Here is a 15,863-nt window from a genome sequence, read left to right on the forward strand (position 1 = left end):
GGCGAATGCGATAGCACCACGTCCGCTCGGGCGGGTTGGCGGTGAATGCTGTGCCGCTGAGCTGTTCGCCATAGAGGCCATAGTTGCAGCGTTGCGGGCTGTTCATGCCCTGCGGCAACGCGCCAGGCAGGGCTTCGGTCTCAAAGTCATTGCCGAAGCCAGGCATGTAACCCTTTGAAATGGTGTTCCCATCTTCAGCAACGGTCAATCCGCTATGTTCAACGAGCACATTCATCTGGATCTCCTGCTCACTCGATTCGGCAAGACTTTGGGTTCGCAGTAAATATTTGTTGCATTTGCAACGTTGTCAATATTTTTGTTGCAGATGCAATGAAAATCTGAATTCAATAACGCCGAAAGGAAATCGCTGTATGAGCACCAAAAACTTGCCCGAGTTCGATTTGGAAGGGTTCTTGCCATACCGGCTTACGGTGCTGGCCGCGAGACTGAGCGCAGAAATGGCGCAGCAGTATAAACATGAGTTTGGCGTTTCGAACCCGGAATGGCGCGTCCTTGTGAACGTTGGATACGCCGAAAACCCGTCAGTTCGGGACATCGAAAAGCGGGTCAGTCTAGAGAAGTCAAAGGTCAGTCGGGCGGCCGCACGGCTCGAATCCCGCGGACTGATCACTAAGGTTGAGGATCCTGCCGACAGACGACTTGTCAAACTCGACCTTACGGAAAAAGGCGCGGATCTTCTCAGCCAATTGGTTCCTATTGCACTGTCGTTTCAATCCAGCCTGGAAACCAAACTTGGTGAGTCTGAGGAAGCGCTGAATGCCGCCCTCGATCTCCTGTCGGAAGAATGAATGATTAAGCTTTATGACTATTGGCGCTCTTCAGCCAGCTATCGTGTGAGGATCGCTCTGGGCCTTGCTGGGGAAAGCTGGGAAACCGTCATCGTGAACCTGCTGGAAGCTGAGCAGCAGTCCGACGCGCATCTGATGAGAAACCCTCAGGGTCTGGTGCCGGTGTTGGAGATAGACGGGAATAGGTTCACCCAGTCGCTAGCGCAGATCGAGTATATTGACGAAACAAGAGGCCTTGGCCTTTTGCCCTCGGACCCCGTGGGCCGCGCCGAAGTGCGTGCGTTGTCTTATGCTGTGGCAATGGATATCCATCCGGTTTGCAACCTTCGAGTGGTAAAATGGGCCGTAGAACACTCAGGGAACCAGATTTCGAACGAAGGCTGGATGCAGCATTTTATCGGCGAAGGTCTGGCGGCTTACGAAGACATGTTGCAGGGCGGTCCGTTTTCCTACGGTGACCGTCTAACGCTTGCCGATGTTTGCCTGATGCCTCAGCTATACAATGCGCAAAGATGGGGTGTTGAATTGGTACACCTGCCCAAGATTTCTCGGATCAAGGACAGCTTGGATCAGATCCCGGCCTTTCAGAACGCCCATCCGGACAACAGCCCGCATTAACTGTTTTCGTTCACCTGACTCTGCCCGTAGTCAGCCACAGCCTTTTCAAGAGCGCGAAGTCCATCCTTAAGCTTGGCTATGTCTTCATCGCTCATGCGTTCCAAAATCGAGTCAGCACAGTTCTGCACGGCTGGAAAAACTGCGTTGAATAGGGACTTGCCTGCCTCGGTGCAGGTGTATTGGCGCAGCCGCCGGTCACTGTCCGCGACGGCGCGGCCAATCAGGCCCTTGTTCTCTAACCTGGTCGCAGCACGGCTTACCTGAACTTTGTCCAACGTGGTGCGCTGCGCCAGTTGGAGCGAGTTCGACTGACCCGCGCTGGCCAATAGAAACAGCAGACGCCATTCCTCTCGCGAGAGGCCGTAGGTTCGACCATAGACCTGAACAAGCTGGTGAGAAAACGCCTCGGCGGTCGATGCAAGCTGATAAGGGAAATAAGTCTCAAGGTTCATAGGATCGCCTCTTCTGCCAACAATATAAATCGTTGCAAGTGCAACGATTTGATTTAGATCAAATTACTACAAGGTGGGCTCGGATAATCATTGCAAATGCAATGAATACGGAGGAGGTTTCAATGAACGCTCAGAATCTCAAGCTCGACCAAATTCATCACGTCGCATATCGCTGCAAAGACGCGAAGGAAACCGTCGAGTTCTACACCAAGATGCTGAATATGGATTTTGTTCTAGCTATCGCCGAAGATCATGTTCCTTCGACGCACGAACCTGATCCCTATATGCACTTGTTTCTGAATGCGGGAAACGGAAACGTGCTGGCGTTCTTTGAACTGCCGACCAATTCTGAAATGGGACGTGACCCGAATACCCCGAAATGGGTCCAACACATCGCGTTTAAGGTTAAAGACCGTAATACGCTGATCGGATTTAAGGACCACCTTGAAGCCAACGGTATCGACGTGCTTGGCGTCACCGATCACTCGATTTTCCATTCGATCTATTTCTTTGATCCCAATGGCCATCGCGTGGAATTGGCCTGTCCTGACCCAGAGGAAGCGGAAATGATCAAACGGCTGGATGCGGTGAAGTGGGGCATGCTCGAAGAGTGGTCGCGTACCAAGAAGGCACCTCAGCATGCGGATTGGCTTCATGCCAAAGAGTTGGGGAAAAAGTGATGTTGAACACCTACGATTTTCCCGAATTTCCTTATGTGCAGTCAGAGGAACAGAAATCCGGCCAGACGGTTCGCGATCCCATCGTGATCGTCGGGGGCGAGCCGGTTGGATAGACCGCCGCGTTGGATCTTGCCGCGCAAAGGATCAAAGTTGTTGTGCTGGACGACAACAACACGGTTTCAGTCGGTTCTCGGGCTGTCTGCTACGCCCGCTTGTCCGGGCGTGATATCTTAGCCGCCTTCTGCGAAAAAGAGTGGTTTAAGGGGCGGTGGAAACTCCCTTGTGGTGCAACTTGTTTACCCTCGAAGACATGTGCGATTAACTTCTTGAACACTCTGGCGCGCAATAGGATGCCAGCTAACCAAGAGTGACAACACTGTTTTCGACCCATTCGTCAAATTTGGCCAGAACGGCATTGCAAAATGCGGCGTCGTTGATATGGGCGTCCAGCTCAGTCATCGGCACCTGGTCCGGCATGACCTTGCGGGCCTCATCGACCATGTCAGCAAGGGCTGCGGGGTCATGTGCCTCTTCGCCTTCCTTGTCCCATGCTTCAACGCCTTGCAACGGCAGGAAGAAATGAACCGGCCCGGTTGCTGCTTCCAGCCGGTTTGCAAGTTCCCTGATCCAGGCGCGGCGTTCCTCGCCATTGAAGACCGAGCTTTTGATCAGGCGGTTATGTTCGTGAAACGGGCGATCTGCATATTGATCCGGGATCTCTTGCCAGCCCGCGAAATCCAGCAGGTCCAGAGCGCCCGGTGCAACCATCTGCGGCGTGCCAACGCGTCCGGCATTGGTAACGCGATCCTCTCCGCTTGAAACAACGGAACCGGCCAGCAGATTGCCAAACTCCTGCATGCAGAAATCCATCACGCAGACAAAGGCGTTTTCGGCGGCCAGTTTTTCAAAGGCCATGCCACCCATGCCTGTCGAGTGGAATACCGCAACCTCAAAGCCGCGCTCTTCCAGCGCTGGTTTAAGGGTTTTCATGTAACGCAGGCAGGACGATCCAAGGCTGGTCATGCCAATCAGGGGTTTGCTACGATCCGGCGCGATGGCGGCTTTGGTTGCGCCGACCACGGCCCCCGCAGCCTGTGCCAGAGAAGACCTGCAGATCGAATTCATACCGTACAACCCACCGGCCCACAGGATCATCTGTATGTCCGGGGCCAACCGATGTGGGGGGATTAGCGGTGAGAAACTGACGGTTGAAACGATGTATTTCGGGACCCCCATGGGCAGGGCCTGTGCACAATCCAGCGCAAGGTCGGTACCCATGGTTCCACCAGTGGCCAGCATCCCGTCAAACCGGCCTTCGGCATAGGCTCTTGCCACTACCTTGGCAGCCCCGGCGGACATGACGCGGAAGGCCTTGTTTTCATCCCCCAGCGCAATCACTTCTTCGATGGTTCTGCCTTCGGCAGCTGCGACGTCATGTTTTGAGATGTCGGTCGGTGTTTCAGGGTCGCCAAGAACGGAGACGTCCATTGTCAGCACATCTGCTCCCTGCGCCTTTACGGCGTCTTCGATGAACCGCATCTCGGGGGCTTTAGTGTCGTATGTCCCGATCAGCAGGATCGTTTTATTGGTCATGGTTTCCTCCCGTGCGTGCGGTTTATCCGAGGTAGTGCGTCAGCAACTCTCGGGCGGTATCTTTGAACCGCATGTTTCGTGCCTCTGATCCATCTTCGCCCATGCGGGACGAAATCCAGCCGACATAAGTTACCGCGCGCAGGGCCATGAACAGATCGAGATGCTCGGTGTCTAGCGCACGTTCCGACCAGTATCCCTCTAGCAGGGCCGCTTGCAGGGCGTCGTAATCCGGCTCGCATAGGTTTTTCAGCAGTGTCGTGGCGATATCGAACAGACGGAACCCGAACCCGGCATCGTCGAAATCAATCAGCCAGAGCTTGTCGCCTCGAACCATCACGTTTTCACGTACCAGATCGGCGTGGATCAGGCCGTAGTCCAGTTGGTTTTCGATCTGCATTAAGTGATTGTTAGCTTTCTCGCGGAACGCAGTGAACAGGGCACGATCCTCGCCAGAAAGCGTGGGGTTTTCCCAAAACCGATCCCACAATGGGGCATTGCCCAGCAGTCCAGCACGATCCCAGGACCAGCGCTCAAAGTCATCGGGACGCGTCCAGGCATCGCTGACTTCGTGCAGCTTCGCCATCTCATGCCCGAGGGCCCGAAACAGCCCGGTACGATCACTATGGTCGATCCCGGTTTCGGTCGATCCCAGCGGGCGACCGGGCAACCAGTCAAGCATATCGACCTGGATCCCGTCCAGCAGTTGTAGGTAGCGGCCATCCGTGGCCGGTACCGGTGTGGGTACACCGACGCTCTTTGCGCCTAGCTCGGCGATCCACTGCAGCTCGGACCTCAAGGCGGTATCCGAATGCAAGCCTTTGCGGTGCAGGCGCAGGGCATAGCTTTTCGCGCCGATCTGAAGCCGGTAAACATGATTTTCGCGCGCCGCGACCAGCGACCATTCAGCACTGTCCATGCCCCAAAGGGTCAGGGCTTGCTCGACAATCGGGGTCATAGAGTCAGCGGGGTTTCGGCCAAAACCTCGTCCAATGTGTCAAACAGCAGATCTGCATTCTCTTTCGAGAACGGCATCGGTGGACGGATCTTGAGCGTGTTTTTATGGCGGCCGAGTTTTGAATGGATTATCCCCCGGTGTCGCATCGCGTTGATGACCCGATCGGTGAATTCGCTGGCCGGTTCCTTGGTTTGACGATCCAGCACCATCTCGGCCCCGAAAATCAGGCCCGAGCCGCGCACATCGCCGATGCACTCGTATTTCTGCTGCAAAGATGTCATGCGCACGCGGGCGTGATCGCCCACGGATTTGGCGTTGGTGACAAGGTTTTTGTCCTCAATCTCTTCCAATACCGCCATGGCCGCGGCGCAGGACACCGGGTTGCCACCGAACGTGTTGAAGTACCGATAGCCCTTGCGGAATGTGGCAAGGATTTCGTTGCGCGTTACGACGCCGCCCACCGGATGACCGTTGGCCATTGGTTTGCCCATGGTCATGATATCCGGTACCAAGCCCATCTTTTGATGCGCCCACATATGGGTGCCGGTTCGGCCAAAACCCGATTGCACCTCGTCGCAGATCAGTAGGGCACCAGCCTTGCGCACCACTTCGGCCACGGGTTTCAGCCAGCCGTCGGGATGGTCGGGGAAGCCTTCATTCAGGAAATAGGGGCAGAGGACCAAAGCGCTAAAGCCGATGCCGGTCTTTTCATGCTCAGCAATCTGTTGGGCCACAGCATCGGCAAACTTGCTGCCGTCTGGGTCTGGGTTTCGATAGCTGTCGGGTGCTTCCACAAACCGGAAATACTGATCCAGACCAAAGCCAACGGTCGGCACGTTCGATTTGCTCAACTGACTGACCAGAGACGTGTTGCCGTGATAGGTTGCATCCGTAGCAATGATACCGCGTTTGCCGGTCATGCCTTCGGCCATTCGAAGGGCGATGTCATTGGCCTCGGACCCGGTGCAGGTCAGAATGGCGGTGTCCAGCGAGGCATCCATCGTGCCCGTCAGCTTCTCGACATAGTCGAGAATGCCGTCGTGCAAATAACGAGTATGGGTATTGAGCGTTGACGCCTGACGGCAGATCGCCTCGACCACGCGGGGGTTGCAATGGCCGACATGGGGGACGTTGTTATAGCAATCCAGGTATTTGCGCCCATCCGCATCCCAAAGCCAGACCCCTTCGCCCTTCACGATGTGAAGCGGCTCGTCATAAAAGGTCGAGACATTCGGGCCCAGCAGCTTGGTCCGGCGTTCTACAAGCTCGGCGGATTTCGCGGGAAGTGTCATTCAGCAGACCTTTGGTCAGAGTTTTATCCAGGCGGTTTTCAAGTCGAGATATTTCTCGAACGCATGCAGGGATTTGTCGTGCCCGTTGCCCGACTGGCGCACACCACCCAGTGGCACGGTCAGGTCAGAGCCGCCATAGGTGTTCACATGCACGACGCCAGCACGGATGCCAGCGATCATGCGGTGCGCGCGGCTCAGGTTCGATGTCCACACACCCGAGGAGAGACCATAGACCGAGTCATTGGCCAGCCTGATCGCTTCGTCCTCGTCCTTGAAGGATGTGACCGCCAGGACCGGACCGAACACCTCGTTCTGGAACAGATTGTCAGTGGATTTGACCCCGGTCATTACAGTCGGGGCCATATAGTAACCACCGGTTTCCTCAAGGATGCGCCCGCCACCAGTGCGACGCTCGGCGCCTTCGGTCTCGGCCTTGGTGACAAAGTCCAGATTGGATTCCAGCTCTGGCAGTGAATGAATTGCGCCGATTTGTGTGCCCAGATCAAGCGGATTGCCGACCCGCATCGCTTCGGCATGTTTGACGAGTTCAGCAACAAAGTCGTCGTGGATGTCCTCTTGTACCAACAAGCGCGATCCGGCGATGCAGATCTGGCCAGCGTTGCGGAAGATACCACCTGCGGACACTTTGGCGGCCTCGCTCAGGTCCGGGGCGTCGTTGAAGACAATGTTGGGGGATTTGCCGCCCAGTTCCAGATAGCAGCGTTTCATGTTCGAACGCGCCGAATACTCCAACAGTCGTCGGCCTGTGGCCCCAGAGCCTGTGAACACCATGATGTCCACATCCATCGACAGCGCCAGCGTTTCGCCCACGACCCGGCCTGACCCGGTGACGACGTTCAGCACGCCGTCGGGTATTCCGGCCTCGGCTGCCAGTTCGGCCAGTTTCAGCAGCGACAAGGAAGCGCTTTCAGCGGGTTTCAACACGACCGAGTTGCCGGTGGCCAGCGCAGGGGCCAGTTTCCAGCTGCCGATCATCAGCGGCATGTTCCAGGGCACAATCGCTCCGACGACGCCAACCGGGGCGTGATGGATCAAGCCCAGGGTGTTTTCTGCCGTGGGGGCGATCTGACCGTAGACCTTGTCAATCGCCTCGGCGTAATAGCGGAATGTACCGGCTGCTGACATAGGCTCGGCCTTCATGGCCATTGTGATCTCGGTGCCGTTGTCGCGCACACCCAGAACCGCCAGTTCAAGCGCGTGTTTTTCGATCAGGTCGGCCAGCTTCAGCAGGACCTTCTTGCGCTCGGCAGGGGAGCGGCGCGACCAGCGGCCATCCTCGAACGCAGCCCGCGCAACGCTAATCGCGGCCTCCATATCTGCCGGGGTACCTTCGGCAATCTGGGTCAGCACCGCGCCATCGACAGGCGATAGCACCTCCCGATGTCCACCTTCCGAAGCGGCGACCCAACGCCCGCCGATGAAGTGAGATCGGGGGGAAAGAGTCTGAGAGCGAAGGGCGTCAATGTCAGACTGGTTCATGGCAGAGTTACCCTTGCTGATTGGGATGATCGGAGTCGACCGGTTGCGCGGTCGGCTCGGGTTTAAGCTTGTTGCGGAACTCGTAGTACAGCGTGCGGAAATGAAGCAGTAGGATCAGCACGATCAGCGCCGTAAGGATCGCCGCAATCGGGCGGTCGACGAAATCGAGCGGAGATTTGACCCGCGCCATTGCACTGCGCAGCTTGACCTCCATGATCCCGCCCAGAACCATGCCCAGAATGATCGGCACAATCGGGAGGTCCAGCCGTTTGAGGATCAGGCCGAACACACCAAACCCGGCGGCAATGGCGCAGTCGGTGATCGAGTTGCGTAAACTGTAGACGCCGACGAAGGCTAGGATCAGAATCATAATGCCCAGAAAACGGGTTGGGATCTGGATGATCTTCAGCAGCAGGTTGGTCGAGAAGAGCAGGAAAATCAGAACGATGACGTTCAGCAGGATCAGCGCCATATACAGCGCCATCACAAAGTCCATCTGGTTTTCAAACAGCTGCGGGCCGGGGATGACATTGTGCACATAGAACACTGACAGCATCATCGCGGTCAGCGCTTCGCCTGGAATACCCAGTGCCAGCAGTGGGATCATGGCCGCGCCGGGCACCGCATTGTTGGCAGCCTCAGACGCTACTAGCCCCTCGGGCGAGCCATCGCCAAATTTGTCGGGGTCTTTCGATGTTTTCTGCGCATATGTGTAAGACAGGAATTGCGATGTGAACTCACCCGTGCCCGGCACCATGCCCATTAAAACGCCGATGCTAGAGGACACTGTTGCGACGCGCTTGATGCCCAGCAGTTCCTTGAGGCCGGCGAAGATGTTGCCACTGACATGCGTTTCGCCCGGGGCGTGGTTCTTTTCAAGCAGCAAGAGCAGGGCCTGACTGATGGCAAACAGGCCCAGAACGACCACAATCAGATCGACTCCCGAAGCCAGCCAGCTTTGTTCAAAGGTAAAGCGGCGGGTGTATTTCACGGGCTCAAGCCCGACAGTGTTCAGGAAAATCCCGAAAGCGGCCAACATACCGGCGGCAAAAATCTGGCCGCGGTGGGCGAGGATCACCAGAATGATCCCCAGAAGAGCGGCCAGGAATATCTCTCGGCTGCCGAAATGCGGTGCGATCAACGCCAGAACCGGTGACAGGATCATCAGGCAGATGATGGCAAAGACACCGCCGAAGAACGATGCGGAATAGGCCAGTGACAGAGCACGATGCCCCTGACCGCGTTTGGTCATGGGATAGCCGTCATAGGTAGTCAACGCGTTCACCGCCGTACCAGGCGTGTTGATCAAAATGGCGGGGATGGCGCCTCCGTACATGGATGAGCCATAGATCCCCAATAACAGCGTCAGGCCGACAATGGGTTCAAACGCGAAGGTGGCAGGCAAAAGGATGGCGATGGCAACCGCAGCGCCAACACCGGGCAGCGCGCCAATGATGACCCCACCGATCGAGCCAATCAGAAGGGCGACGATCACCTGCCATTGAGTCAGGATCGAAAGACCGGACAGAAGCGTTTCCATTTGCGAACCTCAGAGATAAGTCAGCGCAAAGGCGCGCACGGAATCGGGCAGGTATTCATAGGCGGCACCGGCCGGGATTTTCACTTGCAGGAAGGCTCGGAAAATAATGGTAACCGCCACACCGAAAGCCGCCGCAAGGCCAATTGCCCCAGCGCTTCGGAACCCGGTTCGGACTGCAAGGAATACCGCGAACAGAACGGTCGAAGGCAGGTATCCAAGAAGCGGGACAACGGCGACATAGATCAGAAAATAGGCGACGTATTCAAGGGACCGCAGCCAGAACGCGACTTCGGGCCAGCGACCCGGAATGCGGTCTGACATCGCGGAGCTAAGCCAGTGCAGAAAAGCAAAGGCGGCCATTGCCCAGAGCGAGACCATTGGCCAGAAGCTCGGTTGCGCAAACCACTTGGTGCGTTTGACAACCTCGGTCTGCGTGCCCAGTTGGCTCAGCAGAAAAACCGAAAACACCAGGAAGGCCAAAGCAAAAACAACATCGCCGGGTCGGCGGTATCGTTTGAACATGTCTTGCAATGTCTTTGCGATCATTATGGCCTCCTGCTGGATAGAAAAAGGCCCGACAGTATTGCAATACGCCGGGCCAGTTTCGCGTTATTCGCCTAGAATCTCTTCGATTTTAGAGAACGAGGCTTTGTCCTGTTCGATCTGTGCATTCGAGGCATCCGGATCCTGCCAGTAGATCAGGGCTCCGGTTTCTTCGGCAAGTTGCTTGGCCTTGTCAGATTCCAGCGCTTTCTGTGCAGCCGCAGTGATCTTTTCGCGTGCTTCAGCCGGAGTGTCCTTGTGGACGAACAGACCATTCCACAGCGCCAATGGCAGTTCTGGGTGCAACTCGGTAACCGTGGGCGTTTCCGGGACCAATGAGATCCGTTCGCCACCGATGCTGGCCAGAACATTCACTTGGTCCAGACAGGGAAGAACAAGTTGAAGCGTCGTGTTGATAACGTCTACGTCGCCCGAAGCCAGTGTGTTGCAGTCCAGCGCGTCGAAGGCGGCTTCACTGGCGAAGTCAAAGCCACTGCTGACTGCGGCGGCGAAGGTGACTTGTGTGGGCGGCAGAACCGAGCCGAAGTGACCGAGCGCGACATCGTTTTCTTTGCCATGTTCCACCAGTTCTTCCCATGTCGAGAAGGGGGCATCCTTGCTGGAGGCAATGACGAAGGGATAGGTCAGAAAAATGCCAATCGGTTCGAACGGGTTGGGGTTGAGCTCGGGAATGCCAATGTCCGGGCCAATGACCGGCACGCCTATGACGAACGAGCCAATGGTGTAGCCATCTGCCGGAGCGGTCGCAACTTCCACCGCTCCGGGGAACGGACCACCGCCACCACCGGGCTTGTTCACGACAGCGGCAGGAACACCATACATGGCCTGAAACTCGTCGGCGATCATCCGTGTGAGAACGTCTTCCAAGTCACCCGGAGGCCACGGAACGACAAAGGAAACCGGTTTCTCTGGATACTCGGCTAGTGCGGCCGTCGCAGAAGCTACAAAAGCGGCGGCTGTTAGAACTTTCTTCATTGACACCTCCCGTCAGTGGTTCATTATTTGATCCGCGTTAACAATAATAATGTTGCTTTGTTAAGCTTGTTCTGTCAAGTATTACCTTAACAGGAGGATGTGAATCGCATGGGTACTGCCCTGAACGCCCTGAAAATGCTCAACTACTTTTCAAACGCTCGGCCAGAAATTGGGTTGAGTCAGTTTGCGCGCCTGTCTGGATTGAACAAAGCTACGGCGCTGCGCCACCTGCGGGCGCTTGAGGAATACGGGTTGATCGAGCAGAACCCCATGACCAAATCCTATGCGGTCGGACCTGCTGCTTTGCGCCTGGCCGCGTTGCGCCAGATCGCCCGTCCCGGCATCGAGAGTGCCCGTCAGAGAATGCACATCGCGATGCAGGACGTTGGTGAAAGCCTGCATCTTTCGCTGCTTGAAAAAGAGTGGCTTCAAACAGCGCTGGTGGTCGAAACGAACCGTCACAGCGTGCGCGTCAGCCTCGACCCCAGCGAGATTCTTCCGATCAATGCGACAGCATCCGGTCTTTGTATGCTCAGCTTTGGGCCATCCTTCTTGCTGGACCGTATCGGTCAGAAAGAACAAGTACGATACACGGTCGCCACGCTGACCGACCCGGCCAAGATCAAAGAACGGGTCGCGGCAATCAGCCAGGCCGGTTGGGCGAATAGCAGTGGAAGCTATGAAGATGGCGTCTATGGCTATGCGGCGCCCATCTTCGGCATTGATCAAGTGGCGCTGGGAACCATTGCGATTGCCGTTCCCGAAGGCCGCGCCGGAGACGACCGGCTGCCGGAAATCCTGACCGCCCTGCACGCCCTCTCAACTGACCTGACCGCAAGTTTCGGCGGTCAGCTTCCCGACACTTTTCCAACCGAATTCCATCCGTAAGCGGGTGGACGCAAAACCCGGAGACCTGAGAAATGAAAGACTCGAACTTTCTCAAAGAAAACAACGCGCGTTACTTCTGGCACCCGATGGCGCATCCCGCCGATAGTCAGAAGAATCCGCCCACGATTCTGAACGGTGGTGAGGGCGTCAGTATTGTCGATGTCGATGGTCACAAGGCGCTCGATGCTGTCGGCGGGCTTTGGAACGTCAATCTGGGCTATTCCTGCGAGCCGGTAAAGCAGGCCATCGCCGATCAGCTGAATGCGCTGCCCTACTATTCGACCTTCCGTGGCACAAGCAACGACAAGGCAATCGAGCTGTCTTATGAATTGGCGCAGTTTTTTGAACCCGACGGCCTGACCCGCGCTTTCTTTACCTCGGGCGGCTCAGATTCGGTTGAGATCGCGCTGAAAATGGCGCGGCAGTACCACAAGGTGCGAGGCGAAGCCGGGCGCACAAAATTCATCAGCTTGAAACAGGGCTATCACGGCACCCATTTCGCCGCCGCTTCGGTCAATGGCAATCAGAAGTTCCGCGCGGCTTATGAGCCGATGATGCCGGGCTGTTTCCATGTGCCCGCGCCATGGACCTATCGCAACCCGTTCGACGAGACCGACCCTGAGCGTTTGGCGCAGCTTTGCGTCAAAGCGCTTGAGGCCGAGATTGCATTCCAGGGCGCGAACACGGTTGCGGCTTTCATCATGGAACCGGTCCTTGGGGCAGGGGGCGTAATCCCGCCGCATAAGAGTTTCATGCCGATGGTGCGTGAGGTTTGCTCAAAACACGATATTCTGCTGATCTCGGACGAGATCATCACCGCTTTTGGGCGTACCGGCAGCGAAAGCGGCGCACGGCACTGGGGGGTGCAGCCCGACATCATGACGACGGCCAAAGCCATTACCAATGGTTACTTCCCGTTCGGGGCGGCGATGATTTCGGGTGCTGTTGCCGAGGTTTTTGAAGGTGACACGACCGGCAAGGCGTCGGTGGATCAGGGCTATACCTATTCCGGTCACCCGGTTGGGGCAGCAGCAGCGCTCGCCGCGCTGTCCGAGATCAAGCGCTTGCGCGTCTGGGAAAACGCTGCCGCGCGCGGGGATGAGCTGTTTGCCGGTTTGCAAAAACTGGCCGAGAAATACGACGTGATCGGAGATGTGCGCGGCGGCGAGGGGCTGATGTGTGCGCTGGAACTGGTCTCGGATCGCTCGACCAAGGCACCCATCGCGAAACACCTGCCGCTGCAGGTTCAGAAAGCGGCCTATGAAGACGGTGTGATGGTGCGTGTGTCCGGCAACAATATCATCCTGTCTCCGCCGCTGATCATAACATCAGAGGACGTGGCCAAGATCCTATCGGCGCTGGATACCGGTCTGGCGACTCTTTAATCACCGCTCACCTGACCTCGCCCGTCCCGGGCGGGGTCAGACTTTAACCGCCTGCAACTCTTCAAGCAGGTCCAGCAGTTGGTTCAGCTTCTCGCGGCCCATCTGCGCTTCGATATTGTTTGAGATCGCCAGCGATGTGGCAAGGTTGTCTTCCAATACCGCGCGGCCGGCATCGGTGATCCGAACCATGGTGCGGCGCTTGTCTTGTTTGTCTTGGCGACGGGTGATCTGGCCATCGGTCTCCATTGTGCGCAGAATGCGGGTGAGGCTGGGCAGCAGCAGGCAGGCCTCGTGGGCAATTGCGCTTTGCTCAACCTCGCCCAGCTCGTCCAAAACCCTCAGGATGCGCCACTTCTGTTCGGTGAGCTGAATGTCATGAAGCATATCCCGGATCGGTGCCATGACGGTTTCCCGTGCGCGCAACAGCGCAATCGGAAGGGATCGGGCGGTGCTTTTTGTATGGCTTTGTGTGGTCATGCGGCCTTCTAAATCGCCAATTTCGAAATTGCAAAGATTAACAAGGCAAGTTCTTGACAGCGAGATTGCAAAAAAGTAAACATGTTAACCAATAGGGGAGGGCACATGCCACATTTTCACGTCGAGTATTCCGGGAACCTAGAGGACAAGGTCGACATGGATGGCTTGTGTGAGTGCATCCGAGCAACGGCTGCTGAGATTGACACCTTTCCGATGTCGGGAATTCGTGTCCGCGCTGTGCGGGTCAATCACTTTGCAATTGCAGACGGTGATCCGGCGCATGGCTTTATCGATATCTCGATCCGCCTGCGCGCCGGTCGGTCCGATGACGTAAAGCAGGATGCCACGCAGCGTATTTTTGAGGCGGTCAAAGCGTATTTGGCACCAGCCTTCAAACATCATTCGATCGCGCTCTCGCTTGAGATGCGCGACATCGACCCGAAGCTTTCGCCCAAGACTGGTACGATCCGCGATCACCTTGGCGCCACTACGCAGGAGACCTGACCCATGAGCGCACTGGACACCAACATCGAAAAACTGGCGGGATTTCTGGCGCGGTTCAAAGAGGCAGGCATCAAGAACCGTATCGCGGGCGAGGATGTTGCTGGTTCCGCTGGCGTATTTCAGTCTACCTCGCCAGTCGACAAGTCTGTGATCTGCGATGTAGCACACGGTACAGCAGATGACATCGACGCCGCGGCCAAAGCAGCCCATGCCGCCTTTGCAGAGTGGCGCGACATGCCTGCCAGCGAACGCCGCCGTATTCTGCTGAACGTGGCGGATGCCATCGAAACACGTGCCGAGGAAATCGCGCTGTGCGAATGCTGGGACACGGGTCAGACCCTGCGTTTTATGTCCAAGGCGGCTCTGCGCGGAGCCGAGAATTTTCGCTATTTTGCAGATCAGGTTGTGCAGGCGCGCGACGGTCAGCATCTGAAATCGCCGACCCTGATGAATGTCACCACCCGCGTGCCGATTGGTCCGGTTGGCGTGATCACCCCGTGGAACACGCCGTTCATGCTGTCGACCTGGAAGATCGCGCCCGCTCTGGCTGCAGGCTGTACCGTGGTTCACAAACCCGCCGAGGATTCGCCCCTGTCAGCCCGCTTGCTAGTCGAAATCGCCGAAGAGGCCGGATTGCCCAAAGGTGTACTGAACACTGTGAACGGCTTTGGCCCCGATGCGGGTAAGGCGTTGACCGAGCACCCTATGATCAAGGCCATCGCCTTTGTTGGCGAAAGCCGCACAGGTAGCATCATCACCAAACAGGGCGCGGACACGCTGAAGCGGATGCATCTGGAGCTCGGCGGCAAGAACCCGGTCATCGTGTTCGACGATGCCGATCTGGACCGCGCTTTGGATGCCGTGATCTTCATGATCTATTCAATCAACGGCGAGCGCTGTACCTCGTCCTCGCGCTTGCTGGTGCAGGACAGCATCAAGGAAGAGTTCGAGGCCAAGCTGATCGAACGTGTGAACAACATCAAGGTTGGCCACCCTCTGGATCCGGCAACCGAAATCGGTCCGCTGGTGACGGAAGAGCACTACAACAAGGTGACCAGTTATTTCGACATCGCCAAAGAGGACGGCGCGACCGTCGCAGCCGGAGGTGTGAAGCTGGGTGACGAGGGGTACTTCATTCGTCCGACCCTATTCACTAATGCCACCAACCAGATGCGCATTGCGCGTGAAGAAATTTTTGGCCCTGTCCTGACCTCAATCACGTTCTCAACTGAGGAAGAAGCGCTGCAGATGGCCAATGACACGCCTTATGGTCTGACCGGGTATGTCTGGACCAACGACCTGACGCGGGCGCTGCGCTTTACCGACAAGCTTGAGGCTGGAATGATCTGGGTGAACTCGGAAAATGTGCGCCACCTGCCGACGCCCTTTGGTGGCGTCAAAGCGTCCGGTATCGGGCGCGACGGTGGCGACTGGTCGTTCGAGTTTTATATGGAGCAAAAGCACATTGGCTTTGCAACCGGTCAACACAAGATCATGCAATTGGGGAAGTAAATTAGCGGCACTGTCCCCATTGGGCGGGGACAAAGCTAGGATAGAAGTAAACGCGCACAAACTGGTCCGGCACTTTACGCATACTGCAGGACCGAAGGATGTCAGGTAGCTTCAACTTT

17 protein-coding genes are annotated in these 15,863 nt (G+C 56.7%); 7 read left to right on the top strand and 10 right to left on the bottom strand.

Features of this window, described 5'->3' with window-relative positions; translation table 11 throughout:
• Window positions 1-235 (bottom strand): homogentisate 1,2-dioxygenase (locus tag ACR0I8_RS05840; RefSeq protein WP_480702873.1); only part of this gene is annotated, 235 nt, incomplete at its 3' end.
• Window positions 236-371: 136 nt separating this feature from the next.
• Here ACR0I8_RS05840 and ACR0I8_RS05845 point away from each other — a divergent pair.
• Together ACR0I8_RS05845 and maiA are read left to right on the top strand one after the other, a co-directional pair.
• Complete coding sequence (locus ACR0I8_RS05845) at window positions 372-809, top strand: MarR family winged helix-turn-helix transcriptional regulator (protein WP_170380928.1); 438 nt, start codon at window positions 372-374, stop codon at window positions 807-809.
• Window positions 810-1,427: a maleylacetoacetate isomerase gene (gene maiA, locus ACR0I8_RS05850; RefSeq protein WP_170689674.1), complete on the top strand. Its 618-nt coding sequence runs from the start codon at window positions 810-812 to the stop codon at window positions 1,425-1,427.
• On the opposite strand, the gene ACR0I8_RS05855 is transcribed toward maiA, so the two are convergent.
• On the bottom strand, window positions 1,424-1,879 hold the full coding sequence (locus ACR0I8_RS05855; RefSeq protein WP_170689675.1) for a MarR family transcriptional regulator: 456 nt from the start codon (window positions 1,877-1,879) through the stop codon (window positions 1,424-1,426). The two genes, maiA and ACR0I8_RS05855, sit on opposite strands and share 4 nt — an antisense overlap.
• Window positions 1,880-2,001: 122 nt before the next feature.
• On the opposite strand from ACR0I8_RS05855, the gene ACR0I8_RS05860 reads away from it, so the two are divergent.
• Window positions 2,002-2,559, top strand: coding sequence for a VOC family protein (locus ACR0I8_RS05860; protein WP_170689677.1), 558 nt, complete (start codon window positions 2,002-2,004; stop codon window positions 2,557-2,559).
• A 357-nt stretch (window positions 2,560-2,916) separates the two neighbouring features.
• Here ACR0I8_RS05860 and ACR0I8_RS05865 read toward each other — a convergent pair whose 3' ends face one another.
• From ACR0I8_RS05865 to ACR0I8_RS05895, 7 genes are all read right to left on the bottom strand, one after another.
• A complete protein-coding gene (locus ACR0I8_RS05865; protein WP_170689679.1) occupies window positions 2,917-4,152 on the bottom strand; it encodes a Tm-1-like ATP-binding domain-containing protein in 1,236 nt (411 codons plus the stop codon).
• A gap of 22 nt (window positions 4,153-4,174) precedes the next feature.
• The gene (locus ACR0I8_RS05870; RefSeq protein WP_170689681.1) at window positions 4,175-5,107 is read right to left on the bottom strand and encodes a phosphotransferase; all 933 of its coding nucleotides are present in this window, start codon (window positions 5,105-5,107) and stop codon (window positions 4,175-4,177) included.
• Window positions 5,104-6,399, bottom strand: coding sequence for an aminotransferase class III-fold pyridoxal phosphate-dependent enzyme (locus ACR0I8_RS05875; protein WP_170689683.1), 1,296 nt, complete (start codon window positions 6,397-6,399; stop codon window positions 5,104-5,106). The genes ACR0I8_RS05870 and ACR0I8_RS05875 overlap by 4 nt, the downstream gene beginning before the upstream one ends.
• Window positions 6,400-6,414: 15 nt before the next feature.
• Complete coding sequence (locus ACR0I8_RS05880; RefSeq protein ID WP_170689685.1) at window positions 6,415-7,899, bottom strand: aldehyde dehydrogenase; 1,485 nt, start codon at window positions 7,897-7,899, stop codon at window positions 6,415-6,417.
• 7 nt (window positions 7,900-7,906) lie between these two features.
• The gene (locus ACR0I8_RS05885) at window positions 7,907-9,439 is read right to left on the bottom strand and encodes a tripartite tricarboxylate transporter permease (protein ID WP_170689686.1); all 1,533 of its coding nucleotides are present in this window, start codon (window positions 9,437-9,439) and stop codon (window positions 7,907-7,909) included.
• A 9-nt stretch (window positions 9,440-9,448) separates the two neighbouring features.
• Entirely contained in the window at window positions 9,449-9,985 is a 537-nt protein-coding gene (locus tag ACR0I8_RS05890; RefSeq protein WP_170470521.1) for a tripartite tricarboxylate transporter TctB family protein, read from the bottom strand.
• 63 nt (window positions 9,986-10,048) lie between these two features.
• Window positions 10,049-10,978, bottom strand: a complete 930-nt coding sequence (locus ACR0I8_RS05895; RefSeq protein WP_170639116.1) for a tripartite tricarboxylate transporter substrate binding protein — start codon at window positions 10,976-10,978, stop codon at window positions 10,049-10,051.
• Window positions 10,979-11,086: 108 nt separating this feature from the next.
• On the opposite strand from ACR0I8_RS05895, the gene ACR0I8_RS05900 reads away from it, so the two are divergent.
• The gene (locus tag ACR0I8_RS05900; RefSeq protein ID WP_170639115.1) at window positions 11,087-11,866 is read left to right on the top strand and encodes an IclR family transcriptional regulator; all 780 of its coding nucleotides are present in this window, start codon (window positions 11,087-11,089) and stop codon (window positions 11,864-11,866) included.
• A gap of 32 nt (window positions 11,867-11,898) precedes the next feature.
• Window positions 11,899-13,251, top strand: a complete 1,353-nt coding sequence (locus tag ACR0I8_RS05905; protein ID WP_170689688.1) for an aminotransferase class III-fold pyridoxal phosphate-dependent enzyme — start codon at window positions 11,899-11,901, stop codon at window positions 13,249-13,251.
• Window positions 13,252-13,287: 36 nt separating this feature from the next.
• Here the strand turns inward: ACR0I8_RS05905 and hpaR are convergent, their stop codons facing one another.
• Entirely contained in the window at window positions 13,288-13,728 is a 441-nt protein-coding gene (hpaR, locus tag ACR0I8_RS05910; protein ID WP_170689690.1) for a homoprotocatechuate degradation operon regulator HpaR, read from the bottom strand.
• Between the two features lie 105 nt (window positions 13,729-13,833).
• Between hpaR and ACR0I8_RS05915 the strand changes: the two genes are divergently transcribed.
• Both ACR0I8_RS05915 and hpaE read left to right on the top strand, forming a co-directional pair.
• The gene (locus ACR0I8_RS05915; protein ID WP_170689692.1) at window positions 13,834-14,232 is read left to right on the top strand and encodes a 5-carboxymethyl-2-hydroxymuconate Delta-isomerase; all 399 of its coding nucleotides are present in this window, start codon (window positions 13,834-13,836) and stop codon (window positions 14,230-14,232) included.
• A 3-nt stretch (window positions 14,233-14,235) separates the two neighbouring features.
• A complete protein-coding gene (hpaE, locus tag ACR0I8_RS05920; RefSeq protein WP_170689693.1) occupies window positions 14,236-15,744 on the top strand; it encodes a 5-carboxymethyl-2-hydroxymuconate semialdehyde dehydrogenase in 1,509 nt (502 codons plus the stop codon).
• Window positions 15,745-15,863 lie beyond the last annotated feature (119 nt).

It is taken from the genome of Ruegeria sp. BG9, assembly GCF_056538305.1.